This is a genomic window from Pseudomonas sp. NFACC25 (assembly GCF_900100935.1).
Lineage (GTDB): Bacteria > Pseudomonadota > Gammaproteobacteria > Pseudomonadales > Pseudomonadaceae > Aquipseudomonas > Aquipseudomonas marginalis.
On the sequence record NZ_FMUC01000001.1, the window covers coordinates 380,860 to 405,930 of the forward strand.

Sequence of the window (25,071 nt, forward strand, 5' to 3'; positions counted from 1 at the left end):
TCATGCCAAGTGCCCTCCAGGCCCCCAGCGGCCGTCCCGAACATAATCAGCAAAGCGTCAAACAGCAGTGGCTGGCAATCCTCTCGGTCGCGGTGGGCGCTTTCGCCCTGGTGACCAGTGAATTCCTGCCGGTAGGTGTGCTCAACGACGTCGCCAGCGACCTCGGTATCAGTGCCGGCCACGCCGGGCTGATGGTGACGTTGCCCGGCATCATGGCCGCCCTCGCTGCGCCGTTCCTGTCGGTGAGCATTGGCGCGATGGACCGGCGTTACCTGCTGATCGGCCTGACGTTGATCATGATCATCGCCAACTCGGTCGTGGCCTTTGCCAGTGACTTCAGCCTGCTGCTGTTCGGCCGTGTCTTGCTGGGCATCAGTATCGGCGGGTTCTGGGCCACGGCCATTGCCCTCAGTGGGCGCCTGGCGCCCAGGGGTGTGGACGTGGCGAAGGCCACCTCGATCATCATGATGGGCGTGACCCTGGCCACCGTGCTCGGCGTGCCGGTCGGCACCTGGCTCAGCGGCCTGATGGGCTGGCGCATGACGTTCCTGGTCACCGCACTGCTGGGCGTGCCGGTGCTGCTGGCGCAGGTGTTCCTGCTGCCGCGGCTCACCCCGGAGAAGGCCATTCGCGTCAGCGACCTGCCGGCGTTGTTTATCAACCCACAGGCGCGGATCGGGTTGATCGCGGTGCTGTTGATCGGCCTGGCGCACTTTGCGGCCTACACCTATGTGGCGCCGTTCTTCAAATACAGTTCCGGCTTCGACGGGCCGACGATTGGTTCGCTGTTGCTGCTCTTCGGCGTGGCCGGGGTGTTCGGCAATATCTTTGCCGGTTTCGCCGCCAACCGCAGCGTGCGTCACACCCTGTTGCTGGTGGCGCTGATGATCGGCACCAGCACCGCGCTCTTCCCCCACTTCGCCACCGGCATGACCGGCGCAGCGATGCTGATCGGGCTGTGGGGCTTCGCCTTCGGCGCCTTCCCGGCCTGTGCCAGTATCTGGATGTTTGTGGTGGCGCCCAAGGATGTCGAACGCGGCATGCCGCTGTTCGTGGCCTTGTTCCAGGTGATCATTGCCTTGGGTTCGTTCTTCGGCGGGCGCATCGTCGACCAACTGGGCAGCTCGGTGCTGTTGAGCCTGGCCACGGCACTGGTGGGCTGCGGTTTTGTTACAGTGCTGGTGCTGGGGCGCAACATCAGTAATAGCCTGGCGGCCCAGCCTGGCTAAACCGAGGGTCCATGGATACCGCCAACGACGCTTCTTTCGCCTATCAGGCGGTGTACCGCTACCTTGTCGAGTTGATCGAGGCGAGCCCTTCGGCAGGCGAACGCCAACTGCCGTCCCTGCGCCAGTTGGCCCGGCGCCTGGGCGTGTCGGTATCGACCACCAAGTACGCCTATGCGCTGCTGGAGGATGAGGGGCGTGTCCAGGCCAGGCCCAAGCGCGGCTATTTCACCCGGGCCGTGCCGGCGCCGCTGTTGAGCGAAGGTTCGCCTGATTTGCTCGACCAGGTATTCGCCAACGCCCGCCAGCCGGGCATGCTGGCCCTGAGCAGCGACGCCCCGGCGATGCTGCTGTCGTTGGAAAACCCCTTGTTGATGATGGAGCGCGAACTGGCCCGCCAGTACCCGCGCGCCCTCACGCCGCTGTACCTGCCATTCGGCGAGCCCGAGTTGCGTGCGGCACTGGCCGCGCGCTACACCCAATCCACCCAGCGCTATTGGCAGGCCGAACAGGTGTATATCGGTTCGGACCTGCACAGCGTGCTGGACCTGTCGCTCAGCGCCCTGGCGTTGCGTGGCACGCTGGCGCTGGTGGAGTCGCCGTGTTCGTGGGCGGTGCTGCGTCAGTTGCAGGCGGCGAATATCCGCGTGATTGAAATGCCCCTCGGCGCGGACGGGCGCTTCGACCTGCCCGCCTTCCAGGCACTGCTCGAGCGGGAGCCGATCCGCCTGGCGGTGCTGTCATCCAGCGTGAACGTGCCCCAGGGCGGCGTGATGCCGGCGCAGGATAAACAGCAGATCTGCCGCTGGCTGGCAGAGCGGGACATCTGGCTGTTCGAAAACGACACCTACGGCGAGCTGTATTTCGAGCCGCCCACCGCCCGCTATCGCGACTTTGCCGACCCACAGAAACTGTTGGTGTTCTCGACCTTCGACAAGGTGATCGGCGCGGAGGCACCCTACGCTTATGTGCTGTGTCGCGGGCAAGGGCCGCAGTTGCAGCGGGTGTTCCTGGAGCGGGGATTTCGCCTGTCGCCGACCCGTCAGAAAGCGATCGCGAAGCTGTTCACCTCCGGGCGCATCGATCAGCACCTGCTGATGCTGCGCGCGGCCTTGCGGGAACGGATGACGCGCATGAAAGCCCTGCTGGAAACGCACGGCGAGTGGCACGTGGTCGAACCCCATGGCGGCGCGAGTTTCTGGCTGGAGGCCAGGCGCCCGGTCGACATGGGGCACGTGTTCGAACGCCTGCTGGCCCAGCGCGTCGTGATCGCTCCGGGGCAGTTGTTCAGCCTGCACGGCAGCTGGGCGCAGCATGTGCGCCTGAGCTACACCCTCGACTGGAGCAAGGACATCACCCAGGCCGTGCAGCTGTTGGCCCAGGCGATCCGTCAAAGCCCGTAGCAGTGTTGCGCTTGGGGGAAGCGGCCCTGGCGCACGTCGTCGGCAAACCGCTCGCACGCATCGCGAATCACCGCGCCGACATCGGCGTATTGCTTGACGAAGCGCGGCAGATGCTCGCCGCCCAGGCCCAACAGGTCTTCGGTGACCAGCACCTGGCCGTCGCAGGCCGGTGAGGCGCCGATGCCGATGGTGGGCCTGTTCGAGTCCAGGGTGATCTGCCGCGCCACGCCTTCGGCCACACCCTCGAGCAGCAGGCTGAAAGCGCCCGCCTCCAGATTGGCGCGGGCGTCTTCGGCAATCACTGCGCCGGTTTCAGCCGTGAGGCCCTGGGCCTTGAACCCACCCATCACGTTGACGAACTGCGGCATCAGCCCCACGTGCGCCATCACCGGAATACCACGCGCCACCAGGAACGCCACGGTGCCCGCCAGCGCCTGGTTGGCTTCCAGCTTGACCGCATCGCAGCCGGTGCGCGCCAACACCTGGGCGCAATTGCGGAACGCCTGTTCATGGGATTCCTGATAGCTGCCAAATGGCATGTCGGCAATCACACAGGCCAGGCGCGTGCTGTCGACCACGGCACGGGTGTGGCCGATGATTTCTTCGAGCTGCATGCTCAAGGTCGACGGCCGGCCATAGCCGACCATGGCCGTGGAGTCACCGACCAGAATGAAGTCCACCAACGGATCGATCAGCCTGGCGATGGCGCTGGTGTAGGCCGTGAGGGAGACGATTTTCTGCTGGCCTTTCATGGCGACCAGTTGGGGCACGGTCATGCGTTTGGTGCGGGTGTGCAGGCTCATGGTGTGTTCCTTATCGCGTTCAATACTCGGGGAATGCGGGGCCCGAGTATTGGCGAAAGGCGCGGCGATTCAATGCACAGATCGGCGCTAAAAAGCGACCCAGGCAGCCGTCGCGGTTTTTTAAGCTGGTATCATCCGCGCACGTACACGCCAGGTAACAACCCATGAATCGCCAGAAAAAACTGCAACAGCTGTTCAAGGCCAAAGCGAAAAAGGCCAGCGCCAAATTGGCACCGAAATCCAAGGATAAGTACATCAGCAAGGCCGAGCGGGAAAAGCTGGCGGCTGAGGCCGCCCAGGCGCCAGACATTTCCCCCGAGGGTTAACTCAGCAACCGCTCAGCGCTTCGGGCCGGCGCTCACCGGCAAAGAAAAACGGCCGCAGGCGCACGCCCACGCTGTTGCCGATAAACGCCGCCACCAGCCACACCCAGCCATGCAGGCTGCCCGAGGCGATACCGCTGAAGTACGCGCCGATGTTGCAGCCGTAGGCCAGGCGCGAGCCGTAGCCGAGCAGCAGGCCGCCGATCACCGCGGCCAGCAGCGAGCGGGCCGGGATCTTCAGGCTGGGGGCAAAGCGCCCGGCCAGGCCGGCGGCCAACAGCGCACCGAGGACGATGCCGATGTCCATGACGCTGGTGATGTCTTCCCACACCGGCGCAGCCAGGGCCTTGGCGTTGCCCGGCAGTTGCCAGAACGCCCAGCTGGCCACGTCCACACCCAACCCGTTTGCCACCTTGGCGCCCCACAGCGCGAAGGCCGAGGTAATCCCCCACGGCCGCCCGGCCAGCGCCAGGGTGGCGTAGTTGAGCAACGCCAAACCCATCGCGCCCCATACCAACGGCCATGGCCCACGCAGGAAGCGGCGCAGGCCTTGGTGTTCGCTGGTCACGCCGGCTTCAAGCTGGCCGTGGCGGCGCTTTTCCAGGCGCACGGTGACGGCCGCGATGAGCGCAAACATGGTCAGGCTGGCGAGCAACGCCGGCACCACGCCGAAGCTCTTGACGATGGACACCGCCGGGAACGCCGGCAACGCAAACCACCAGTCCACATGGTGGGTGGCGATCAGCGAGCCGCAGATAAAGAACAACAGCGTCACCAGCATGCGCGCATTACCGCCGCCCACCGTGAACAGCGTGCCCGAGGCACACCCGCCGCCCAACTGCATGCCGATGCCGAAAATAAACGCACCGAACACCACCGACACCCCGGCCGGCGCCACCAGCCCGACCACCGGTTGCCCGAACAACGTGCCCGCCCCCAGCGCCGGAAAAAACAGCAGCACCGCCAGCGCGAGCATCACCATCTGCGCCCGCAGGCCAGCGCCACGGCGATCATTGATAAACACGCGCCAGGCGGAGGTGAAGCCGAAGGCAGCGTGGTAAAGGGTCAAGCCCAGCGCGGCGCCGACCACCAGCAACAGCACCTGGCGCGAACCGACGCTGTTTTGCAGGAACAAGGCGCCCAGCACCAGGATGACAAAGGCCACCAGCGGCGCGACAGGCTTGCGCGCAGGGGTGAGGGAAAGAGAGGTGCTCATGGGGTATCTCGGTTTGATTTGAAGGAGTGATTGCGAAGGGGCGAGTATAACCTGTGGGCGCTGCGGTCACCTTGTATAGGGGGGTGGGGTATGACACACTCCGCCGAACTATAGGTAGGGGGGGTATACCGTGGGCCATATCGCAGCCAACAAAGACAGCCTGATAAAACGGGTCAAGCGCATCGCCGGGCAGATTCAAGCGGTGGAAAAAGCCCTGGCGTCGGACGCCGACTGCGCCAAGACCCTGCACCTGGTGGCCGCTACGCGCGGCGCCATCAACGGCTTGATGGAAGAAATCATCGAAGAACACGCCAGGGCGCACGTGGCCGATCCTTCCCTCAGCGAGGAGGAACGCAGCAAGGGCGTCGAAGAACTGCTCGAAGCCATCCGGCGCTACGCCAAATGACGCTCATGCCCCACCACGCCCACGACCATGTGTTCCTCGGCGGCGCCCACGACGAGAACGCCAGGCGCACCCTGTGGGTGGTGATGCTGACGGTGGTGATGATGGTGGCGGAAATTGCCGCCGGCTACCTCACCGGCTCCATGGCACTGCTGGCCGACGGTTTTCATATGGCGACCCATGCCGGTGCCTTGGGCATTGCCGCCGCAGCCTATGCCTATGCCAAACGCCATGCGCGCAGCCCGCGCTACAGCTTCGGCACCGGCAAGGTGGGCGACCTCGGTGGCTTCGCCTCGGCGCTGATCCTGGCGCTGGTGGCCCTGGGCATTGGCGTCGAGTCGGTGGTCCGCCTGCTGGAACCCACCGAGGTGCAGTTCGGTACCGCCACCCTGATTGCCATCGTGGGCCTGGTGGTGAATATCGTCAGTGCGCTGTTGCTGGGCCACGGTCACAGCCATGAGCACGATCACGAGCACCACCACGGCAGCGACAACAACCTCAAATCCGCCTATGTGCATGTGCTCGCCGATGCGCTGACCTCGGTCCTCGCCATCGCCGCCTTGCTGGCCGGGCGTTACCTGGGCTGGGTGTGGCTGGACCCGGTGATGGGTATCGTCGGTGCCATCGTGATCGCGCGCTGGGCCTGGAGCCTGATGGGGGTGACCGCCGGTGTGCTCTTGGATCAAACCGATGAGCACGTCGCCGCCGAGATCCGCGCGTTGGTCGAGCAACCCGGCGACGCCAGGATTACCGACCTGCACGTGTGGCGCGTGGGCCCCGACGCCCACGCAGCGATCGTGAGTGTGCTCGGCCAGGCGACCACGGATGCCGACACCCTTCGCGAGCGTCTCAAGGCGGTGCATGAAGTGAGCCACCTCACCATTGAGTTTCGTTCGGCGTAAGCCTTTACCCCCACCCAGGTGAACCCTTGGCTAAAGACATCGAAAATCCCTGCGTCTCCACCTGCCAGCTCAGCGGCGACCTGTGCGTCAGCTGTGGCCGCAGCAAGGACGAGATCCGCAAGTGGAAACGCATGAAGCGCCCCGAGAAAATGGCCGCCGTGCAACGTGCAACCCAACGCTTGAAAGCGTTGAAAAAAGCCAGGTAAGCCGCTTGATCAGGAGCGCCCCACCGACCCGGATACCGGAAGGTTACCCAGCAATTTGAGCCCGGTGCTTTTCACGAAGGTGTCGTAGTCCATCGGCTTCTGAATGCGCGTTTCGGCGTTGGGCAGCACGTAGGCCCAGGCGCGCTGGCTGGAGGCGTCGTACACCAGCTTGAACAGGCGCGTCGGCACCCAGACTTTGTTGTCGCCGATGGTGCTGTAGCCCGGATCGAACAGCGGCCCGGTAAACACATACACGTCACCGCCCGCGCGCACCGCGAACTTGCGTACGTCGGCCTCGACCTTGCTCCAGATCTTGCGGTTGTTGGTGGGGTCCTGGGGGACCATGTTCGACAGCGCAAACGACTGGGCCATGGCCTTGGCATCGGGGGCATCGGCGGCCGGGGATTGATGGCCGCGATCCATGGCCGGTTGCTGGCCATGGTAATCGCTCAACTCGGCCCGCGCGCCCTTGGGAATGCGCGGGTCCGCGTAGAAATGGTTGGTCCGTTCCTCGCCTTTGGCGTCCTTGAGCTGGCGGGCGTTGAGGCGCTCGACCACCACCAGCGGCGTCTTGCTGGTTTGCGAATACAGCACGGCGAAATGGTCGGAGCACAGCGCCAGGGGTTTCATGCTGGCGGGGATGGTTGCGGTTTTGATCGGCGTCGCGCCAGGGAATACATCGGCACAGCTGTCGAACGACAACTGCCGTTCCTGAGTGGAATAAAGGTCTATCGCACCACGGGCATGCGCCCCGGCCGAAAACAGGATAAAGGCCGATAGCCCAACTGCAATGTTGCGTAGGTGCATGGATTGAATCTTCGATGGAAAGTGAAGCGGCAGGCTCCGCGTACGGAGCCAAGTAAATGATATTTCGAGGATTATGGACTAGCAGATGTCAAATTAGTGCCCGAGCGACGCCGGTTTTCCCGCACCCCGCACGCCCGGCTTGAAGCCATGGGCGCTGGCCACCCAGGCAATGGCAAACGCCACGGCCACCAACAGCAGCATCGCCCACGCAAATGCGCCCACGCCCCAGGTGTCCAGCAGCACGCCACCGACCACGCCGCTGCCGGCAATCGCGCTGTTCCACGCCACCACGTTCAGCGACAGCGCCACATCCGCGCCCTCTCCCGCCGCATCCGCCAGGGCGGTTTGCAGCAAGGTCGCGGCGCCGCCGAAGCTCAGGCCCCAGACCGCCACGCCGAGGTAAATCACCTGCGGCATCGTTCCCAGTAAGCCGAACACCAGGCTGATGAGCGCAAAGCTCGCCAGGCTTGCCAGCACGGTGTTGCGCAATAACGGCTCGACCAGCCTGGCCGTGAGCCAAATCCCCGCCAACGCAGCGATCCCGAAGACCAGCAACACCAGGTCCACGCGCTCGGCCAAACCGGCCGGCGCCACGAACGGTGCGATGTAGGTGTACAGAATGTTGTGGGCCAGCATCCAACTGATCACCACCGCCAGCACAGGGCGCACCCCCGGCGTGGTCAGCACCTTGCCCAGCGACAGGCGTTGATGGGCGGGCTGCGGCGCGTAGTCCGGGACTTTCACCAGCACCCAGGCGATCAGTATCAGGCTCACGGCCGACATCAGGCCGAAGGTGGTGCGCCAGCCCACCAGGCCACCGAGCCAGGTGCCCAGCGGCACCCCCAACGACAGCGCAATCGGCGTGCCGACCATCGCCAGCGCCAGTGCCTTGCCCTGTTGGTGGGGCGCAACCATGCGCCGGGCGTAACCGGCCAGCAGGCTCCAGGCCAACCCCGCCGCCACCCCGGCAAAGAAGCGCGCCACCAGCGTCACGCCATAGTGGGACGACAACGCAGTGATCGAGTTGAACAGCAGGAAACCGACGATGGTCAGCAGCAGCACATTGCGCCGGCGCCAGCCACGGGTGGCGATGGTCATGGGGATCACCGCCAGCACCGAGCCCAGCGCATACGCGGTGACCATCTGCCCGGCCATCGACGGCGAAATCGCCAGGCCATCGCTGATCAACGGCAACAGGCCGGCGGGCAGGGTTTCGGTGACGATGCAGATGAAGCCAGTCATCGCCAGGGCGAGCAAGGCACCGATGGGCAGGCGCTCGGAGGCGGCCGATAAAGTGAGTGAGGGGGTCACGGTAAACTCCTTGGGCAAGACTTAGATACTGATCGATATAAATGTTGCGGGCGATCGGTGCACGTTGTCAACGACTTATGTATCGACTAGTATTTATCTCGCTTTCCCACCGGAGACCTGACATGGCACAAATGGGCCGCCCCCGCACCTTCGACCGCGAACGCGCCGTGGAACAGGCCATGCACCTGTTCTGGCAGCATGGCTACGACGCCACCTCCCTGGCCCAGCTCAAGGCGGGTTTGGGCGGCGGGATCTCCGCGCCGAGTTTCTACGCGGCGTTCGGTTCCAAGGAGGCGTTGTTCGACGAGTGCGTAAAGCGCTACCTGGCGACCTACGCCCAGGTCACCGAATGCCTGTGGGACGAAACCCTGCCCCCGCGCCAGGCCGTCGAAACCGCGCTGCGCCAGTCGGCGCGCATGCAATGCGAAGACGGGCACCCCAAGGGCTGCATGGTGGCGCTGGGCGTGATGAGTGCGCCCAGCCCTGAGAATGCGCGGGTGGCCGACGGGTTGACCCAGTCGCGCCTGCGTACGCGGGCGGGGATTGTGGCGTGCGTGGAGCGCGCGGTTCGGTTGGGCCAGTTGCCGCAACAGACCCAGCCCGCCGTGATGGCGAGTGTGTTTGACAGTTTTTTGCAGGGGGTGTCGATCCTGGCGCGGGACAACGTGCCCCATGCCACCCTCGACGCGGCGATCAGCCAGTTGCTGGTGAGCTGGGATGTTGCCGCGTCTATCGCACCGCCCAGTCCTCACAGCCCTGCAGCAAAAAAACCATAACCTACGAGCCGACTAGAACAGCAACCGCGAAAAATCGCAGCACGCCTGCGCCATCCGCCCCACGTCCTGGTTCAGGCCGAATTGCCGGTCCAGCCGGTGCAATGCCACATACTGGATACTTGGCAACTGCGGCTGTGTAATCAGCGCACGCAACGCCCCCTGCTCGATCAAGTGCGACAGACACGCCTTGGGCAAATAACTCACGCCGATCCCCGACAGCGCCAACCCCACCTGCACCAGCAGGTTATGGCTGGTGAGGGTGCGCGGCATCTGCACATTGTGCGCGGCCAGCCAACGCTCGTAGATCAGGCCGGTGCCCGACTGCGAACCCTGGGTCAGCACGGTGTAATCGGCCAGCACTTCCAGGCTGACGGGGTCGGGGTGCGGGATCAGGCCAGGCGCGCAGATCCAGGCGTTTTCCACGCTTTGCAGGACGGTGCTGTGGAAGCGCGGGTCGCTGTAGACGTCCGGCACAATCACCAGGTCGAGTTGGTCGCTTTCCAGCTTGCGAAACAGTTCGCTGCTCAGTTCCACTGACGGCTCGATCTGCACCTTGGGGTAGGCCTGGCGCAACGCTTCCACCAGCGCCGGCAGCCAGGTCAAGGCGGTGAGTTCGGTGACGCCGAGGCGAAAACGGCGCACCAGCACCTCGCGGGCGCTGACCCGTTCGAGCAGTTGGTCGCGGCTGTTGAGCAGGTCGCGGGCATAGTCGAGCAGCTCACCGCCCTTCTCCGTCAGCCGGGCGTTGCGCTTGCTGCGGTCGAAAATCTCGACGTCGAAGGTGTCTTCCAGCTCCTGGATGCGCTTGGAGATGGCCGACTGAGACATGTTCAGCTTGTTTGCCGCCGCTTCGAAGCTGCCGAGTTCGGCGATCCAGTACAGCGCATCGATTTGCTTGAAGGTGATCATGGCGACCAACTCATGAGAAAAAGCGATGCTATCACATCATAAAATATCGCTAAAACTCTCGCGTCATCACTCCTAAGATCCGGCCATAGCCCATCGCTATCCAACAATTCTGGAGATTTGCCATGTCCTTGCCCGGTTCACGCATCCTTCCCAACGCGCCCATGGCGCCGGCCGAACTGGTCGAGGCGTTTGCCCATGTCGTCACCCCGCATATCAGCGACAACCTCGGCCGCCATATCGGCGCCCGTGGCCTGACCCGCTACAACCGCAGCGGCAAGCTGGTGGGCACGGCGATCACGGTCAAGACCCGCCCCGGTGACAACCTGCTGATCTACAAGGCCATGAGCCTGCTGCAACCCGGCCATGTGCTGGTGGTGGACGGCCAGGGCGACACCAACAACGCGGTGATCGGCGAGTTGATCAAGCTGTATGCCCAACAGCGCGGTTGCGTGGGGTTTGTGATCGACGGCGCGATTCGCGATGTCGCCAGCTTCGAGGACACCCCCTGCTACGCCCGCGCCGTGGTGCATACCGGCCCGTACAAGACCGGCCCCGGCGAAGTGAACGTGCCGGTGTCCATCGGCGGCATGGTGGTCAACCCCGGCGACCTGCTGGTGGGTGATGAAGACGGCCTGGTCGCGTTCTCCCAGGCCGACGCCGCCGAAGTGCTGCGCCGTGCCGCGCAACATGCCGAGCATGAAGAAGCGGTCAAGGCAGAGATCGCCAGCGGTGCGGTGCGCCAGAGCTGGATCGACAAGGCCCTTAGCAACGCCGGCCTGGCGTGAAGGAGTCCCAGATGAGCACTGCATTTTTGTCGGACCGCGTCCTGGGCATCGCCCCCTCCCCCAGCATCGCCGCCAACGCCCTGGTCACCGAGTTGCGCGCCCAGGGCCGCGACATCGTCAACTTCACCGTGGGCGAGCCGGACTTCGACACCCCGGCGCACATTCTCGAGGCCGCCAGCCTGGCGATGCACAGCGGTGACACCCATTACACCGCCACCACCGGCACCCTCGCGCTGCGCCAGGCCGTCTGCCTGAAACTGCAGCGCGACAATGATCTGGTGTATGGCCTGGACGAAGTCGTCGCCGGCTGCGGCGGCAAGCACATCATTTATCACGCCCTGGCCGCCACCTTGAATCGCGGCGATGAAGTCATCGTGCACACACCGTATTGGGTGTCGTACCCGGACATCGCACGGCTCAACGACGCCACGCCGGTGATCATTGCCGGCGATGAAAGCCTGGGTTTCAAGCTGTCGCCCGCCGCCCTCGAAGAGGCGATCACCCCACGCACCAAATGGGTGATCCTCAACAGCCCGAACAACCCCAGCGGCGCGGTGTACAGTGAAGCCGAACTCTTGGCCCTGGCGCAGGTGCTGCGCCGCCATCCCCATGTGCTGATCATGGCCGATGAGATCTACGAGCACTTCGTCTACGGCGACGCCCGGCATGTGCCGTTGACACGCCTGGCGCCCGACCTCAAGCCACGCACGCTGATCGTCAATGGCGCGTCCAAGGGCTATGCGATGACCGGTTGGCGCCTGGGTTTTGGTGCGGGGCCGGCGTGGCTGATCGCGGCCATCGCCAAGCTGCTGTCGCAGACCACCACCTGCCCCAGCTCAGTGAGCCAGGCCGCCGCCGTGGCTGCATTTGCCGGTGACCAGGCGCCTATTGCCGCGATGCGCGAAGAATACCGGCAGCGTCGTGCCCTGATGCTGGAGCGACTAGCGGGTATTCCCGGCCTGGGCCTCATCCCGCCCGATGGCGCGTTCTATGTGTTCGCCAACGTCAGCGGCCTGATGGGCAAGCTCACCCCCCAAGGTGATCGCCTCGACAGCGACACCCAACTGGTGGACTACCTGCTGCGCGACTACGGCCTGGCCACGGTCAGCGGCGCGGCCTACGGCATGTCGCCGTATGTGCGCCTGTCGTTCGCAAGCGCCCTGGACGTGATCGAAGAAGGGTGCCGTCGCCTCAAAGACGCATGCCACGACCTGCGCTGACGGCCACCCGCAACACCCGGCGACCAGCGGACGGTCGCCTTTTGACTGCCTAGAACAACAACTTAAAAATCATTGATCAAATGAGGCATTCCCATGCACACGCCCCGTATCGCGCTGGTCTGGCAAATCATGATCGGCTTGCTCGCCGGTATCGCCATTGGTGCCCTGCTGCACCGCTTTCCCGAGTCCCGGCCGTGGCTGGTGGACAATCTCCTGCAACCGGCGGGCGATATCTTTATCAAGCTGATGAAGATGATCGTGGTGCCTATCGTGTTTGCCTGCATGGTGGTGGGCATTGCCGGCCACGGTGACGGCAAATCCCTGGGCCGTATCGGGGTCAAATCCCTTAGCTATTTTTTCTGCATCACCACCCTGGCGATCATCATCGGCCTGGTCATGGGCAACCTGCTCAAGCCCGGCGCCGGCACTGAACTGTCCAGCCTGCATGCGGCGAATATCACCCTGCCCACCAGCAACGGCGCCGGTCATAGCCTGGGGCAGATCATCGTCGGCATCATCCCCGACAACGTGGTCAACGCCATGGCCCAGGGCAGCCTGTTGTCGGTGCTGTTTTTTGCGGTGATGTTCGGCCTGGGCGTGGCGCGCCTGCCCGCCGAACGCAAGGACCCGGTCATCGCACTGTTGCGCGGCGTCAGCGATGCCATGTTCAAGGTCACCTCGATGATCATGGCCTACTCGCCCATCGGCGTGTTCGGCATGATCGCCGTGACCGTGGCCAACTTCGGCTTCAGCTCATTGCTGCCGCTGGCCAAGCTGATCATGGTCAGCTATGTGGCCATCGCGTTCTTTGTGCTGGTGGTGCTCAACCTGGTGGCGCGCGTGTGCGGGATCAACCTGTTCGCGCTGATGCGCCATATCAAGGATGAGTTGGTGCTGGCCTTCTCCACCGCCAGCTCGGCGGCGGTGATGCCGCAACTGATGAAAAAACTCGAAACCTACGGCGTGCCTCCTTCGCTGGTGAGCTTTGTGGTGCCGGTGGGTTACTCGTTCAACCTCGACGGCGCTTCCCTGTTCCTCGGCATCGGCACCCTGTTCGTCGCGCAGTTGTACGGCATCGACCTGAGCCTGGGCGATCAGGCGTTGCTGGTGGTGACCATGGTGCTCACCTCCAAGGGCGCGGCCGGAGTACCGGGATTCATGTTCGTGATCCTATCGGCCACCCTGGCCAGCGCGGGTTTGCCGCTGGAAGGCATCGCGTTTATCGCCGGGGTGTATCGCTTGATGGAGATGCCGACCACAGCGCTGAATGTGCTGGGCAATGCCTTGGCGCCGTTGGTGATTGCCAAGTGGGAGGGGCGTGAGGTGCGGGCGGGGCATGAGTCTAGAGGTAGAAATGTTCCCACGCTGTAATGTGAACGCTACGAATAAAGGCGCCCCGAAGAGCGCCTTTATTCATTCCAGCCTTACTGCTCGCTGATGGATTTCACCTCGGCCTTGGCTGCACCGCCAATCGCGATGCGCTTAGGCTTGGCTTCCTCCGGTACCACCCTGAGCAGGTCGATGCTCAGCAACCCGTTGGCGAGTTGTGCGCCCTGCACTTCAATGTGGTCGACCAGGCGGAACGACAAACGGAACGCGCGCTGGGCGATGCCCTGGTGCAGGTAGGTGATGCCCTCATCGTGTTCGCGCTTGCCGCCAGCGACGGTCAACACGCCTTTTTCCACCTGGATCTCCAGATCATCCTCCACCAGGCCTGCCGCCGCGATGACGATCCGGTAGTGATCTTCACCGTGCTTTTCGACGTTGTGAGGTGGGTAGGTGGTACCGGCCTCGCTGCGAAGCGCCGATTCAAAAAGGTCGTTGAAGCGGTCAAAGCCGACGGAATGACGGAACAGTGGGGCCAACGAAAGAGTAGTAGCCATTGCAAAATCTCCTGAGTTTTCTCCAAGTGATTTGACACGCGACCCGTATTCGGCATCGCGTAAAACCTAAGTAAGTTCAGGGGAAAAAATTTCAAGCAGCGCCAGCAAAAAAATTTATCCGCTGCTGTGATTGCGTGCAGACAGGCTGACGCAATGAGCCTTCCCCTAGGTCGAACAACCACTCAACGCCACATAGCAAAACGACAATTGTTGACTAGACTCATGGGCGCACTGCACTGGCAATGGGAATCGCTGCATGAGTGAAACAAACGCGCGGGCAGGAATGTTTTCCAGCCCGTGGCGACACAGGGAGTTGTTGTTTTCCATGGTCCAGCGGGAAGTGATTGGGCGTTATCGAGGCTCCATCATGGGGCTGTTGTGGTCGTTCCTTAACCCGCTATTCATGTTGCTGGTCTACACCTTCGTGTTCAGCGTGATGTTCAAGCTGCGCTGGCCCGCGGGCGACGGTTCGCGCACCGAGTTCGCGCTGCTGGTGTTTGCCGGCCTGCTGGTGTTCAACGTGTTCGCCGAATGCGTGGGACGTGCGCCAGGCCTGATCATCGCCAATGCCAACTACGTCAAGAAAGTCGTGTTCCCCCTCGAGATCCTGCCGTGGGTGGTGCTGGGCGCCGTGTTGTTCCACACCCTGGCCAGCCTGGTGATCTGGCTGGTCTTCCACCTGGTGTTTTTCGGCTGGCCGCCCCTGACCAGTGTGTTGCTGCCCCTGGTGTTATTGCCGCTGGCGCTCTTCACACTGGGAGTCACCTGGCTATTGGCAGCGCTGGGGGTTTACCTGCGTGATGTCGGCCAGGTGGTGGGCGTGCTGACCACGGCATTGATGTTTGTCTCGGCGATTTTTTACCCGACCAGCGCATTTCCGCCAGCCTACCAGGGCATCCTTCACCTCAACCCGCTCACCCTGGTGGTCGAACAGGCCCGTGACCTGCTGTTCTGGGGGGTGGTACCAGACCCTTTCACCTGGGCCTGCGGCCTGCTGGTGGCTGGTGGTATCGCCTGGCTGGGGTTCACCTGGTTCCAGAAAACCCGCAAAGGATTTGCCGATGTGCTCTGACATCGCCGTACAAACGGCCCACCTGAGTAAGAGCTATCACATCTACGACACGCCCAGGGATCGCCTGTGGCAGCTGTTGTCGCGCGGGCAAAAGCAGTTCTATCGAGAATTCTGGGCACTGCGGGACGTGTCGCTGCAACTGTGCAAAGGTGAAACGGTAGGGATCATTGGCCGCAACGGCAGCGGCAAATCGACGCTGCTGCAACTGATCTGCGGCACCCTCAGTGCCACCTCCGGCAGCATTGAGAGCCATGGCCGCGTGGCGGCGTTGCTGGAGCTGGGCTCGGGGTTCAATCACGATTTCACCGGGCGTGAAAACGTCTATATGAACGGTGCCGTATTGGGGCTCAGCCGCGCGGAAATCGATGCCCGTTTTGCCCAGATCACTGACTTCGCCACTATCGGCGAGTTTATCGACCAGCCCACCAAGACCTACTCGAGCGGGATGCTGGTACGCCTGGCCTTTGCCGTCGCGGTGTGCGTGGACCCCGACATCCTGATCGTCGATGAAGCCCTGGCAGTGGGCGACGCGTCCTTCCAGTTCAAGTGCCTTAATCGGCTGGAAGCGCTCACCCAGCAAGGCACGACGCTGCTGTTCGTGTCCCATGACATGGCCATGGTCAAGCGCTTTTGCAATCGGGTGATTTACCTGCGCGAAGGCCAGGTGCGTGCCAGTGGCTCTCCCGAAGAAATGGCCGAACTCTACCTGCTGGAGATGCGTGACGAACAGCGTCGCTGGGCCAGCGGCGGCGCGGTGGCGGTCGCCCCCAAGGCGTTTCTTGCCCAACAGGCTGGCATCGCCTTTGGCACCGATGAGGGGCATATCGTTGCGGCCTGCTTTACCAACACGGACAGCCTGTATTCAAGCTTTGTGTATGGCGAGACCATCGAACTGCGCATCGAAACCCGGGTACGCGAAAGTATCGAGCTGCCGACCCTCAGCGTGACGATCCAGGAGGCCCGCCTGCTGGTGATCGGCGGTGCCAACCTGCCGCTGCACCTGGAGGCAGCGCACAACGGCTGGCGCAAGGCGACGCTCAACGTCCGCTTCCCCGCCAACCTTGCGGCGGGCAAGTACCACATCACGCTGAAACTGATGAACGGCCACCTCGAAGAAACCGCGCAGCTCATCGAGAAGCAGGTCGCGCTGCTGGCGTTCGACACCTTGCCGGGTACCCGGGAATTCCTTGGTTTCGTCGATCTGGGAATAGAGGCCGGTCCTGCCCCTCACACGAATGAACCGGGGGTGCTGCAATGAGCCGAGAGTGGCAGGTCGGGATCTTCGGCACATTCGATGTCGCCAATTATGGCGACTTGCTGTTTCCCATTCTCGCCGAGGCGGAATTGACCCGGCGCCTGGGCGCGATAACGCTGCACCGGTTTTCCTATCACGGGAAAACACCGCCCGAGTGGCCGTACGAGGTCACCTCGCTGACTCGTTTGCCGGACATCGCCGGTCAGTTGGATGGAGTATTGATCGGCGGTGGTTTCATTGTGCGTTTCGACAAGCTGGTGGCCAGCGGTTATTACCCCCCGGATGCCACCATTCACCACCCCACCGGCTACTGGCTGACGCCCGCGCTGATCGCGCTGCAACATGGCATCCCGTTGATCTGGAATGCGCCGGGCATGCATTGCAACGACATCCCGCCGTGGGCCGCGCCACTGGTGCAATTGACCCTCGAACACAGCCCGCACATCAGGGTACGCGATGCGCTGTCCCAAGCGGCCCTGGCCCAGCTGTCGCCGACGGCCCAGGTCGAGGTGCTTCCCGACACGGCCTTTGGCCTGCCACGGGTGCTCGACCCTCATGCGCCGTCTACCCGGTTCCTGGCGCTGCGCAGCAGCGCCGACCTGACCCTCCCTTATCTGGTGGTGCATGCGATAGGAGGCTTGGACAGCTTCCTGCAGCTGTGGCAAACCCATGCCGGGCAGTTCGAGGACGTGCAACTGCTGCTGCTGCCCATAGGGCCGGTACTGGGTGATCATGAATCCGTACTGGGCGACGGCCTTGCGCGCGCGCGGTGCCTGCCCTTCTGGCCGGAGCCCCTGCTGTTGGCAGAGCTGATCGCCCATGCCGAAGGGGTGATCGGGCACAGCTACCACCTGGCGATCAGTGCACTGGCCTTTGGTGTGCCGGTCTTCTGCTCGGCGGACCTGGGCACCGGCAAATACACTGCGCTGCCGAGCCATGGACGAATATTCCAATTACGCCGGGACCAGCCGATTGATCCGCAGTGGTTTCGCGCACAGCTGGGCAAGCAACCGGTGTCCCAGGTGACCGCCGACGCGATGGTACGGATCGACGCACATTGGGACCGCGTGGCCGAGTTGATCCGCGAAGGTCCCAGGCCCACGCAGCCCGCGCTCAACCGCTACTGGCAAGCCTTGCCCGGCGTTCTCGAAGACCTGCACTCACACCTCGAAAGCCAGGCCGCCGAGCGACAACACGAACGCGAGCAACATCAACAGGCACTGGAAACGCTGTACCGCTCCAACTCGTTCAAGCTGACGGCGCCGTTGCGCCATCTGCGCCGAACCCTGAACAAATGGCTGGGAGCCCTTCGACATGATTGACCTGAGCAAACTGACGGCCCACCGCCTGCAGACCGTGCCTTTTTCCTGGGCGCAAATCGGTGCGCTCTACACCCCCGACGATGCCAAGGCGCTGGCCGAAACCTACCCGCACGACCACTTCAAGACGGTCTCCGGCTACGGCGGGGCCAAGGACTACGAATACGAGGCGCGGCAATTGATCGCCTTGGGCAGCCACCAGGTGGTCAACCCACAGGCCTTGAGCCCGCAATGGCTGGCACTGGCCCACAGCCTCTGTTCGCCGCAGTACCGCCAGGCCCTCTCCGCGCTGACCGGGGTGGACGTGACCGAGGTCCCCATGGAAGCCAATCTGTTCCACTACGGCCCCGGGGCCAACCTCGGGCCGCACCCGGACCTGGAAGACAAACTGGTCACGCACGTTTTGTACTTCAATCAGACCTGGGACCCCGCCGACGGCGGCTGCCTGCAGATCCTCGGCTCTGCCAGGCCCACCGATATCGTCGCGCAAGTGACGCCCGAGGTCGGCAACTCGGCGATTCTCGTGCGCGCCGACAACTCCTGGCACGCGGTTTCACGGGTGGTCGAGGGTTGTCGTTCTTCCAGGCGCAGCGTGACGGTGACGTTTTACCGCCCCGGCTCTACCAGCTCGATGTGGCCGGACAACGACCCGACACCTCTGCACGCTTACGGCGAACAGCACAACACAAGGTTTTCGTGAAGGACGGCACCATGGACAGGCACACGGACGACACGCGCAACTACCTGCGCTACCCGGGCTTCGCCGCCGCAAATAACCAGGGGCTGCGCCTGCAGTCCTTCAGGGTACTGCAGACGTTGTTCCACATCGAAGACGGGCCGGTCGAGTCGGGCACGTTGAAAAGCGACTTGCTTTGTGGTGGTCGCCGCATCGCCGAAAACGTCCGGATGAGGTCGTCCCGCCCATGATGATCGAGCGACGCCCATCTGGCCGGCAGCGCTGGCGCGCGGTGTATCACCGGCTGCCGTTGCCGGCCAGCGCGAAAAAACTCCTGGCAGTCATCTACCGACGTGCACTGCTGCCCGCTGTGCGCGTACTGCGCGGCGTACTGCAACCGATGAAAACCTTAGCCGACCCAGCGCCGGCGCCTCAGCCTGCGCCCCAGCCACAACAGGCCGGGCTGGCGGATTACATTATCTGGGGCGCTATCGACTGGGACTTGCGCCACCAGCGCCCGCAGCAACTGGCCCAGGTGCTGGCCGCCACCGGCCGGCGGGTCATCTACGTGTCGGCCTCATTGATACATGCGCCCCAAGCCGGCTTTGAACTCGACTCGCTGGACCAGACGCAGCGGTTGTTCCAGGTCAAGCTGTTCGCCCGTGGTGCACCGCTGATCTACACCGCAGCGCCTGACGCCGCGCAGGTTCGACAGTTGTGCTGCAGTATTGGCGAGGTACTCCTCTGGGCCGGCTCAGCCCGGGTCATTTCACTGGTGCAGCACCCTTTCTGGTGCGACATCGCCGGTGAATTACCCAACAGCCGATTGATCTACGATTGCATGGACCATCATCAAGGCTTCGGCGACAACGGCCCGAGCATCCTGCAGCTGGAGCAACGGCTGGTGCGCAACGCGGACGTTCGGCTGTTCACCTCCGACTGGTTGGCCGAGCAATGGCCGGCCCAGGCCAATGAAACTCGCGCCATCCTGCGCAATGCCGCCGACTTCACCCGGTTCTGCACCCCACCTGCCTCGATCTACCGGGATCGCTTGCAACGTAAGGTGATTGGCTACTACGGTGCCATTGCACACTGGTTCGACCAGGCGCTCGTCGCCCGCATCGCCGAGGCGTTTCCACAGCATGTGGTGCTGCTGATCGGCGCCGATACGGTGGGCGCGCGGGCGCAATTGAGTGGCTATGCGAACGTAGAATTCACCGGCGAAGTGCCCTATGCCACCCTGCCCTACTACCTGCATGGCTTCGATGTGGGCATCGTGCCGTTTCACATCACGGCCCTGACGCTCGCTACCAACCCGGTCAAGGTCTACGAGTACCTGAGTGCCGGGAAACCGGTGGTCTCGGTCGACCTGCCAGAAATGCAACAATTCGGCTCCCTGGTGCAGGTCGGCCGGGACGGCCCGGCGTTCATTACCGCGATCACGCGGGCATTGCTGCCAGCGACGACCGAACAGATTGCCCAGCGCCAGGCGTTCGCTGCCCGACAAACCTGGACACACCGCGCCGATGCGCTCATCACCCTGGCCGAGCGCCGCGACCACGCGGCACGCATCAGCGTGATCATCGTGACCTACAACAACCTGGCGCTGACGCGGGCGTGCCTGGACAGCCTCGAGCACGACAGCGAGGGGCCTGAACTGGAAATCATCGTGGTGGACAACGCGTCCAGTGACGGCACCGCTGAATTTCTCTCGCAATGGGCGGCCGACAGAGGCCAGACGATCGTACTCAACACCGACAACCGCGGTTTCGCCGCCGCGAACAACCAGGGCCTGGCGATCGCCAACGGTGAGTACCTGGTGCTGCTCAATAACGACACGCAGGTTACCAGCGGCTGGGCGAGTACCTTGCGCCGCCATTTACAACGCAATCCCGAGCTTGGCCTGATTGGCCCGGTGACCAACAACATCGGTAACCAGGCCAGGATCGACATCGGCTACACCGACCTCGCAGACATGCCACAAGCGGCTCGGCGCTTTACCTGCCGCCACCTTGGCGAGGTGGTCCGGCTGCCGACCCTGGCGTTCTTCTGCGTGATGATGCCGCGCAGTACCTACACGCGAATCGGCCCGCTCGACGAAGTCTATGGCCGTGGATTCTTCGAGGATGACGACTACTGCCGACGTGTCGAACATGCCGGCCTGGTGAATGCCTGCGCCCGCGATGTGTTTATCCATCACCAGCTTTCGGCATCGTTCGCGCTCATGAACCAGGATGAACGCCAAGCCCTGTTCGAGCGCAACAAGGCGATCTATGAAGCCAAGTGGGGCCCGTGGGTGCCCCATGAATATGAGTAACTAACGCAGGTCGTCCTGTGACAATAAAAATCCCCTGGGCGCGAAGCCAAGATCCCGGGCAGCCTCGGTATGCTCGAACACCAGGTCCTGGTTCATGCGCTGCGCCATCGCCGCCGACCAATGGCGGTAGCGTGGCAGTACTCGCAACAGCCACAACGTCATCCGGAACAGCCAGAGCGGCACCGTGAGAAAACGCGGGCGGCGCTTCTGCGCGGTGAACACGCGGGAGACCATCTCCCGATAGGGCAACGCTTCTGCGCCGCTGAGGTTGTAGGCATGGCGGCACACCTGGGGTGCCTGCAACGCACGCACACAGGCGCTCGCCACATCCTCGGCATGCACGGGTTGACGCAGCCCCATCGCGCCACCCAACAGCGGGAAAAAGCCGAAGCGCCGAATAAAGCGTGCGATCTCGGTGATGTTTTTGTCGCGGCCCTGGCCGTAGATCAAGGTCGGACGCAGGATGCCCCAGTGCACCCCGTGGTCCTGCGCCCACTGCTCAACACGCGCCTCGGCATCGCCCAACAGGTTGGCGAGGCGCCGCTCTGCGGAGTCGACGGAGTGGCTTTTGCTAAAGCGACTGGTGGAAGACAGGGCCACGACCTTGCGCGCTCCGCAGGCCTGCAGCAGCGCAAAATGCTGCGGCAGCGTCCAAATCGGTGCCACGCAGATCCAGTAGGGAATCGGCGCGGCATACGCGCTTACACCCGCCTCAGGAAGCCGTTGCCAACTGACCGTATCGCTGCCGTGCCGGGGCTGGCGGGAAAAAGCGACGACCTTGAACTGTTCGCGCACTAGCAACACAAGCAGGCATCGGCCTACCAGGCTACTGGCCCCCAGCACACCGACCGTGACCTCAGGCATGCCCACTCCGGGATCGTCCCAGCAACCAATTGAATCCATGGTAGAGGCAGACCAAACCGAAGCGCAGCCACACCCCCAGGACCACCCACCACCACAATCCCTTGGGGTAGTTGGCCCTGAAGAACTTTGCGTAGAACCGCACCATCCCTCGGTGTTTGTGCCACTCGACAAAAAACCGTCGATTCCGGCTACAGGCGCCCCGCCAGTGCATGACGCGCGCCTGTGGCACAAACACGACGCGCCACTGTTTGAGCTTGAAGCGCATGCACCAGTCCAGATCCTCGCAATGCAGAAAATAGCCTTCATCCCAGAGGCCCACAGACTTCAACGCTTCACGCTTGACCAGCATGCAGGCACCGGAAATGGCTTCCACCGCGGCGGGCTCGGTGGGCAGCGGCTCACGATGCAACAGGAAGTCGGCGCACAGCGTGGGAAACACTCCATCCAGGCGCGATAAGCCAAAAGCCCGGACGAATGCTCTCCTGGGGGTCGGAAACACCCGGCGCCCGCCCGGCTGTTCGGACCCATCGGGGTTGCATAGAAAGCCCCCCACCATGCCCGTGGCGGCATCCGCGTGCAGCGCTTCCATCATGCCCTGCAATGAGCCCGGCAGCAGGACACAATCCGGGTTCAGGAACAACAATGCGCCGGCACTCGACACCCCCACACCGGTATTACAGGCCGAGGCAAAGCCCATATTCCGCTGATTCCGGATGATGCTCAGGCCCGTATAGGCCGGGCACTCATCCAGGTACGCCAGGCTGCCGTCAGTCGAAGCGTTGTCCACCACAATCACCCGCCGCGCGCCTTCCCTGAAGGCCGACGCCACGCATTCGCCGAGCAGCGTGCCGACGTTGTAGTTGACGACGATCACGTCGCAGTCATGGATGAAGCGTGGCGGCATCAAAACGCGCTTCCCATGAGTGTTGTCGTGCAAATGCACGGGCTTCGTCCGCATTGCGCTCACACTCCAAGGCGGCCTCGGCCAGCCCGGCAATATCGCTGTGCGAGTGACTGATAAAAACACCCGGCAGCCCTGAACGGCCATGCATCTCGCCGAAGTCAGTCGAGATCACCGGCAATGCCAGGCCGCGGTATTCGTAGTACTTGATCGGATCGACCGACGCGGTGAGCAGGGTCTTTTTGAAAGGAATCAAGCCCACGTCGAACTCGGCCATGGCGGCCAACGCCGCGCCATGATTATCGGCAGGCAACACCGCTACGTTGCTCGGCAAATGCGCGGGCGCGGCGCCGAAGATCGGCCCCATCAAACGAATTTCATCGTTGGGCCTGGCTTCGGCCAAAGCCGCCACCCAGGCCCAGTCAAACCAGGTCGCCAGGGTGCCCACGTAGCCAAAAACCTTTCGACTCGATGACATCGGCGCCCGCTTTACGGCAGAGATCGCCGCCAAGTCCAGGCCGTTCAGCACCAGGCACACCTCGTTGCGATAACGCCGCCACTGTGCGTCGAGCACGGAACTCGACGTCCAGATGACGTCCACGTGCTGGGCGATCAGCCGCTCACGGCGCGCCAGGGCCGATCGCGAGAGGCCGGTATAAAACGCCGGGAAATCGTCCATTGCGTCATACAAGGACGCGCAGTGACGAAGCCGCTGCAACAACAGATGTGCCAGGACCGAGGGCTTGCCGACCACGAGCAAGGCTGGGGAGGCGTGGGTGAATTGATCGATCCTGCTCAATGCATGCCGCCAGCAAAAGCGGTTCACCCAGCCCGAGCACGGTAGAGGTTCTATCGGTAGACCGCCAGGCTTGATCAGCGTGAGCCATGGCGGCGTGCCACTGGATGGACTGGTTTGCGCGCAGGGCGCAGCCGCCTTGAGATCGCTCCACCTGGGCAGCCGCGTGGGATAAGGATCGACCCACAGCACCGACGCCCCTGTGCGGCTGTGCACCCAATCGACAAACTTGTGCGGCCGCTGGGCGAAGCTGTGCCAGGGCAACGGCGAGAGAAATACCAGGCGCTTCAAGAAAAGTGCTCGCGCAGGACCTTCACGATACGCCCGGCAGCCTGCCCATCGCCGTAGGGCGAAACACCTCGCACCATGCCACGGTAGGCCGATTCATCGTCAAGCAGGCGCTGCGCCTGCTCGATGATACGTTCATAGTTGGCCCCCACCAGCTTGACGCTGCCCTGCTCCACCGCTTCCGGGCGCTCGGTTTCATCCCGCATGACCAGCACCGGCTTACCCAGCGCCGGCGCCTCTTCCTGGACGCCTCCCGAGTCGGTCAGGATGAAATACGCCGCTTTCATGGCGGCGATGAACGCCGCGTAACCCAGCGGCGCGCACAGCCTGAAGTTCGGCATGCCTGCCAGGCACGCCTGGGCGACGTCCTGGATATTCGGGTTCGGGTGCACAGGGTAGAGAAACTGAACCCCAGGGTTGTTCTCGGCAAGGGTGCGCAGCGCTCGGCAGATGTCGAGAAACGGCGCGCCAAAATGCTCCCTGCGATGGGCCGTCACCAGCACCAGGCGCTTGCTCGGATCAAGATCAAGGCCGATCTCCACCTCACTGGCCGCGGTCATGATCAGGGCATCAATCACCGTGTTGCCCGTGACGAAAATGTCCCCACTGGCTACGCCTTCTTTCAGCAGGTTTTGCCGGGTGCCTTGCGTTGCCGCGAAGTGCCAGTGCGCTAATTTACCGGCAATGACCCGGTTGGCTTCCTCGGGGAACGGATGCTGCAGATCCCAGGTGCGTAGGCCGGCCTCAATATGCCCCACCGGTATGCGCCGATAAAAACAGGCCAGGGCACAGGCCATCACCGTGGTGGTATCGCCTTGCACCAGCACCGCATCGGGCCGTTCTTCGAGCAGGACAACATCCAGCTTGAGCAATAACTGCCCGGTCAGGGTGGCCAAGGTTTGATTGGGTCGCATGACGTCCAAGTCGATATCGGGCTCGATGCCGAAAAACGCCAGGACCTGATCCAGCATGTCGCGATGCTGTGCCGTGGCGACCACACGCACATCGACCCAGCCCTGCTGCTTCAAGGCCAGAATGACCGGGGTCATTTTGATCGCTTCGGGACGCGTTCCGACCACACAAAGAATTTTTTTTACCGACACATCAAGCCTATTTCCCTATTCGATAAGTGGCTGAATCGCTCAGGCGTTCAAGCTCATGCTCACGCACATTCCGCTGTGCTGTTTTGATGCTGTGATGGTGAAAATCCGGACTGCGGACAGCGAGAGTGCGGCGTCGAGACAGGTTCGTAGCGGGTCTCGACACCCATACTGCAGCATAGACACAGACTGCAATACCTGCACGGTGGATGGACTAAAGGACGGTCTGGTCCCGAGGAGTTCCCGCAAATCTACGCCAGGGAATGAGCGCACCGGTTCATGCCTGATGCGGTTGCCCTGGAAATGACGT

At 63.2% G+C, this 25,071-nt stretch carries 26 protein-coding genes; 16 read left to right on the top strand and 10 right to left on the bottom strand.

Annotated features, from left to right (window positions below; translation table 11 throughout):
* Positions 1-2: 2 nt before the first annotated feature.
* On the top strand, positions 3-1,229 hold the full coding sequence (locus BLQ09_RS01860) for an MFS transporter (protein WP_027604008.1): 1,227 nt from the start codon (positions 3-5) through the stop codon (positions 1,227-1,229).
* An 11-nt stretch (positions 1,230-1,240) separates the two neighbouring features.
* Positions 1,241-2,629: an aminotransferase-like domain-containing protein gene (locus BLQ09_RS01865; RefSeq protein WP_027604007.1), complete on the top strand. Its 1,389-nt coding sequence runs from the start codon at positions 1,241-1,243 to the stop codon at positions 2,627-2,629.
* Here BLQ09_RS01865 and panB read toward each other — a convergent pair.
* Positions 2,617-3,432, bottom strand: a complete 816-nt coding sequence (gene panB / locus BLQ09_RS01870) for a 3-methyl-2-oxobutanoate hydroxymethyltransferase (protein ID WP_092355013.1) — start codon at positions 3,430-3,432, stop codon at positions 2,617-2,619. The two genes, BLQ09_RS01865 and panB, sit on opposite strands and share 13 nt — an antisense overlap.
* A gap of 164 nt (positions 3,433-3,596) precedes the next feature.
* Here panB and BLQ09_RS01875 point away from each other — a divergent pair, with 164 nt between their 5' ends.
* Positions 3,597-3,758 carry a DUF2986 domain-containing protein gene (locus tag BLQ09_RS01875; RefSeq protein ID WP_092355016.1) on the top strand — a complete coding sequence of 54 codons (162 nt, stop codon included), beginning with the start codon at positions 3,597-3,599 and terminating at the stop codon, positions 3,756-3,758.
* A 1-nt stretch (position 3,759) separates the two neighbouring features.
* Here BLQ09_RS01875 and BLQ09_RS01880 read toward each other — a convergent pair whose 3' ends face one another.
* Positions 3,760-4,971, bottom strand: a complete 1,212-nt coding sequence (locus tag BLQ09_RS01880; RefSeq protein ID WP_092355019.1) for a YeeE/YedE family protein — start codon at positions 4,969-4,971, stop codon at positions 3,760-3,762.
* 130 nt (positions 4,972-5,101) lie between these two features.
* Between BLQ09_RS01880 and BLQ09_RS01885 the strand changes: the two genes are divergently transcribed.
* From BLQ09_RS01885 to BLQ09_RS01895, 3 genes are read left to right on the top strand one after another with little or no spacing between them, the layout of a single operon-like run.
* The gene (locus BLQ09_RS01885) at positions 5,102-5,377 is read left to right on the top strand and encodes a metal/formaldehyde-sensitive transcriptional repressor (RefSeq protein ID WP_027604004.1); all 276 of its coding nucleotides are present in this window, start codon (positions 5,102-5,104) and stop codon (positions 5,375-5,377) included.
* Complete coding sequence (gene dmeF, locus BLQ09_RS01890; RefSeq protein ID WP_092355022.1) at positions 5,374-6,276, top strand: CDF family Co(II)/Ni(II) efflux transporter DmeF; 903 nt, start codon at positions 5,374-5,376, stop codon at positions 6,274-6,276. Before BLQ09_RS01885 ends, dmeF begins: the two co-directional genes overlap by 4 nt.
* A gap of 26 nt (positions 6,277-6,302) precedes the next feature.
* A complete protein-coding gene (locus tag BLQ09_RS01895; RefSeq protein ID WP_027604002.1) occupies positions 6,303-6,482 on the top strand; it encodes a DUF1289 domain-containing protein in 180 nt (59 codons plus the stop codon).
* A gap of 9 nt (positions 6,483-6,491) precedes the next feature.
* Here BLQ09_RS01895 and BLQ09_RS01900 read toward each other — a convergent pair whose 3' ends face one another.
* The gene (locus BLQ09_RS01900) at positions 6,492-7,289 is read right to left on the bottom strand and encodes a DNA/RNA non-specific endonuclease (protein WP_027604001.1); all 798 of its coding nucleotides are present in this window, start codon (positions 7,287-7,289) and stop codon (positions 6,492-6,494) included.
* Between the two features lie 93 nt (positions 7,290-7,382).
* On the bottom strand, positions 7,383-8,600 hold the full coding sequence (locus tag BLQ09_RS01905; protein ID WP_092355025.1) for an MFS transporter: 1,218 nt from the start codon (positions 8,598-8,600) through the stop codon (positions 7,383-7,385).
* A gap of 122 nt (positions 8,601-8,722) precedes the next feature.
* Here BLQ09_RS01905 and BLQ09_RS01910 point away from each other — a divergent pair, with 122 nt between their 5' ends.
* Positions 8,723-9,376, top strand: a complete 654-nt coding sequence (locus BLQ09_RS01910) for a TetR/AcrR family transcriptional regulator (protein ID WP_027603999.1) — start codon at positions 8,723-8,725, stop codon at positions 9,374-9,376.
* A gap of 12 nt (positions 9,377-9,388) precedes the next feature.
* On the opposite strand, the gene BLQ09_RS01915 is transcribed toward BLQ09_RS01910, so the two are convergent.
* On the bottom strand, positions 9,389-10,285 hold the full coding sequence (locus BLQ09_RS01915) for a LysR family transcriptional regulator (RefSeq protein ID WP_027603998.1): 897 nt from the start codon (positions 10,283-10,285) through the stop codon (positions 9,389-9,391).
* 122 nt (positions 10,286-10,407) lie between these two features.
* On the opposite strand from BLQ09_RS01915, the gene BLQ09_RS01920 reads away from it, so the two are divergent.
* The 3 genes from BLQ09_RS01920 (at position 10,408) to BLQ09_RS01930 (ending at position 13,661) form a co-directional block, all read left to right on the top strand.
* Positions 10,408-11,070 (top strand): RraA family protein, encoded by a 663-nt coding sequence (locus BLQ09_RS01920; RefSeq protein WP_027603997.1) that lies wholly within the window; start codon positions 10,408-10,410, stop codon positions 11,068-11,070.
* An 11-nt stretch (positions 11,071-11,081) separates the two neighbouring features.
* Entirely contained in the window at positions 11,082-12,290 is a 1,209-nt protein-coding gene (locus BLQ09_RS01925) for a pyridoxal phosphate-dependent aminotransferase (RefSeq protein ID WP_027603996.1), read from the top strand.
* A gap of 93 nt (positions 12,291-12,383) precedes the next feature.
* Entirely contained in the window at positions 12,384-13,661 is a 1,278-nt protein-coding gene (locus BLQ09_RS01930; protein ID WP_092355028.1) for a cation:dicarboxylate symporter family transporter, read from the top strand.
* Between the two features lie 53 nt (positions 13,662-13,714).
* Here BLQ09_RS01930 and BLQ09_RS01935 read toward each other — a convergent pair whose 3' ends face one another.
* Complete coding sequence (locus BLQ09_RS01935) at positions 13,715-14,173, bottom strand: Hsp20 family protein (protein ID WP_027603994.1); 459 nt, start codon at positions 14,171-14,173, stop codon at positions 13,715-13,717.
* 256 nt (positions 14,174-14,429) lie between these two features.
* On the opposite strand from BLQ09_RS01935, the gene BLQ09_RS01940 reads away from it, so the two are divergent.
* The 6 genes from BLQ09_RS01940 to BLQ09_RS01965 are packed head-to-tail and all read left to right on the top strand — an operon-like array spanning position 14,430 to position 20,812.
* Positions 14,430-15,245, top strand: a complete 816-nt coding sequence (locus BLQ09_RS01940) for an ABC transporter permease (RefSeq protein WP_051429305.1) — start codon at positions 14,430-14,432, stop codon at positions 15,243-15,245.
* Complete coding sequence (locus BLQ09_RS01945) at positions 15,235-16,503, top strand: ABC transporter ATP-binding protein (RefSeq protein ID WP_027603992.1); 1,269 nt, start codon at positions 15,235-15,237, stop codon at positions 16,501-16,503. Before BLQ09_RS01940 ends, BLQ09_RS01945 begins: the two co-directional genes overlap by 11 nt.
* Positions 16,500-17,822 carry a polysaccharide pyruvyl transferase family protein gene (locus tag BLQ09_RS01950; RefSeq protein WP_092355031.1) on the top strand — a complete coding sequence of 441 codons (1,323 nt, stop codon included), beginning with the start codon at positions 16,500-16,502 and terminating at the stop codon, positions 17,820-17,822. Before BLQ09_RS01945 ends, BLQ09_RS01950 begins: the two co-directional genes overlap by 4 nt.
* On the top strand, positions 17,815-18,519 hold the full coding sequence (locus tag BLQ09_RS01955; protein ID WP_092355034.1) for a 2OG-Fe(II) oxygenase family protein: 705 nt from the start codon (positions 17,815-17,817) through the stop codon (positions 18,517-18,519). Before BLQ09_RS01950 ends, BLQ09_RS01955 begins: the two co-directional genes overlap by 8 nt.
* Positions 18,520-18,530: 11 nt before the next feature.
* Positions 18,531-18,746 (top strand): hypothetical protein, encoded by a 216-nt coding sequence (locus BLQ09_RS01960; protein WP_027603989.1) that lies wholly within the window; start codon positions 18,531-18,533, stop codon positions 18,744-18,746.
* The gene (locus BLQ09_RS01965) at positions 18,743-20,812 is read left to right on the top strand and encodes a glycosyltransferase (protein ID WP_027603988.1); all 2,070 of its coding nucleotides are present in this window, start codon (positions 18,743-18,745) and stop codon (positions 20,810-20,812) included. The genes BLQ09_RS01960 and BLQ09_RS01965 overlap by 4 nt, the downstream gene beginning before the upstream one ends.
* On the opposite strand, the gene BLQ09_RS01970 is transcribed toward BLQ09_RS01965, so the two are convergent.
* The 4 genes from BLQ09_RS01970 to wecB are packed head-to-tail and all read right to left on the bottom strand — an operon-like array spanning position 20,813 to position 24,764.
* Complete coding sequence (locus BLQ09_RS01970; protein ID WP_043293327.1) at positions 20,813-21,676, bottom strand: SDR family oxidoreductase; 864 nt, start codon at positions 21,674-21,676, stop codon at positions 20,813-20,815.
* Positions 21,669-22,580, bottom strand: a complete 912-nt coding sequence (locus BLQ09_RS01975) for a glycosyltransferase family 2 protein (RefSeq protein WP_027603986.1) — start codon at positions 22,578-22,580, stop codon at positions 21,669-21,671. The genes BLQ09_RS01970 and BLQ09_RS01975 overlap by 8 nt, the downstream gene beginning before the upstream one ends.
* Positions 22,558-23,664: a glycosyltransferase family protein gene (locus BLQ09_RS01980; protein ID WP_027603985.1), complete on the bottom strand. Its 1,107-nt coding sequence runs from the start codon at positions 23,662-23,664 to the stop codon at positions 22,558-22,560. Before BLQ09_RS01980 ends, BLQ09_RS01975 begins: the two co-directional genes overlap by 23 nt.
* Positions 23,661-24,764, bottom strand: a complete 1,104-nt coding sequence (wecB, locus tag BLQ09_RS01985) for a non-hydrolyzing UDP-N-acetylglucosamine 2-epimerase (protein ID WP_043293325.1) — start codon at positions 24,762-24,764, stop codon at positions 23,661-23,663. Before wecB ends, BLQ09_RS01980 begins: the two co-directional genes overlap by 4 nt.
* Positions 24,765-25,071: the final 307 nt, after the last annotated feature.

Bases quoted from the DNA above. Each gene is read 5' to 3' on its own strand.
- BLQ09_RS01860 (WP_027604008.1), top strand. From the start codon at position 3: ATGCCAAGTGCCCTCCAGGCCCCCAGCGGCCGTCCCGAACATAATCAG.
- BLQ09_RS01865 (WP_027604007.1), top strand. From the start codon at position 1,241: ATGGATACCGCCAACGACGCTTCTTTCGCCTATCAGGCGGTGTACCGC.
- panB (WP_092355013.1), bottom strand. From the start codon at position 3,432: ATGAGCCTGCACACCCGCACCAAACGCATGACCGTGCCCCAACTGGTC.
- BLQ09_RS01875 (WP_092355016.1), top strand. From the start codon at position 3,597: ATGAATCGCCAGAAAAAACTGCAACAGCTGTTCAAGGCCAAAGCGAAA.
- BLQ09_RS01880 (WP_092355019.1), bottom strand. From the start codon at position 4,971: ATGAGCACCTCTCTTTCCCTCACCCCTGCGCGCAAGCCTGTCGCGCCG.
- dmeF (WP_092355022.1), top strand. From the start codon at position 5,374: ATGACGCTCATGCCCCACCACGCCCACGACCATGTGTTCCTCGGCGGC.
- BLQ09_RS01900 (WP_027604001.1), bottom strand. From the start codon at position 7,289: ATGCACCTACGCAACATTGCAGTTGGGCTATCGGCCTTTATCCTGTTT.
- BLQ09_RS01910 (WP_027603999.1), top strand. From the start codon at position 8,723: ATGGCACAAATGGGCCGCCCCCGCACCTTCGACCGCGAACGCGCCGTG.
- BLQ09_RS01915 (WP_027603998.1), bottom strand. From the start codon at position 10,285: ATGATCACCTTCAAGCAAATCGATGCGCTGTACTGGATCGCCGAACTC.
- BLQ09_RS01920 (WP_027603997.1), top strand. From the start codon at position 10,408: ATGTCCTTGCCCGGTTCACGCATCCTTCCCAACGCGCCCATGGCGCCG.
- BLQ09_RS01925 (WP_027603996.1), top strand. From the start codon at position 11,082: ATGAGCACTGCATTTTTGTCGGACCGCGTCCTGGGCATCGCCCCCTCC.
- BLQ09_RS01930 (WP_092355028.1), top strand. From the start codon at position 12,384: ATGCACACGCCCCGTATCGCGCTGGTCTGGCAAATCATGATCGGCTTG.
- BLQ09_RS01935 (WP_027603994.1), bottom strand. From the start codon at position 14,173: ATGGCTACTACTCTTTCGTTGGCCCCACTGTTCCGTCATTCCGTCGGC.
- BLQ09_RS01940 (WP_051429305.1), top strand. From the start codon at position 14,430: ATGAGTGAAACAAACGCGCGGGCAGGAATGTTTTCCAGCCCGTGGCGA.
- BLQ09_RS01945 (WP_027603992.1), top strand. From the start codon at position 15,235: ATGTGCTCTGACATCGCCGTACAAACGGCCCACCTGAGTAAGAGCTAT.
- BLQ09_RS01950 (WP_092355031.1), top strand. From the start codon at position 16,500: ATGAGCCGAGAGTGGCAGGTCGGGATCTTCGGCACATTCGATGTCGCC.
- BLQ09_RS01955 (WP_092355034.1), top strand. From the start codon at position 17,815: ATGATTGACCTGAGCAAACTGACGGCCCACCGCCTGCAGACCGTGCCT.
- BLQ09_RS01960 (WP_027603989.1), top strand. From the start codon at position 18,531: ATGGACAGGCACACGGACGACACGCGCAACTACCTGCGCTACCCGGGC.
- BLQ09_RS01965 (WP_027603988.1), top strand. From the start codon at position 18,743: ATGATGATCGAGCGACGCCCATCTGGCCGGCAGCGCTGGCGCGCGGTG.
- BLQ09_RS01970 (WP_043293327.1), bottom strand. From the start codon at position 21,676: ATGCCTGAGGTCACGGTCGGTGTGCTGGGGGCCAGTAGCCTGGTAGGC.
- BLQ09_RS01975 (WP_027603986.1), bottom strand. From the start codon at position 22,580: ATGCCGCCACGCTTCATCCATGACTGCGACGTGATCGTCGTCAACTAC.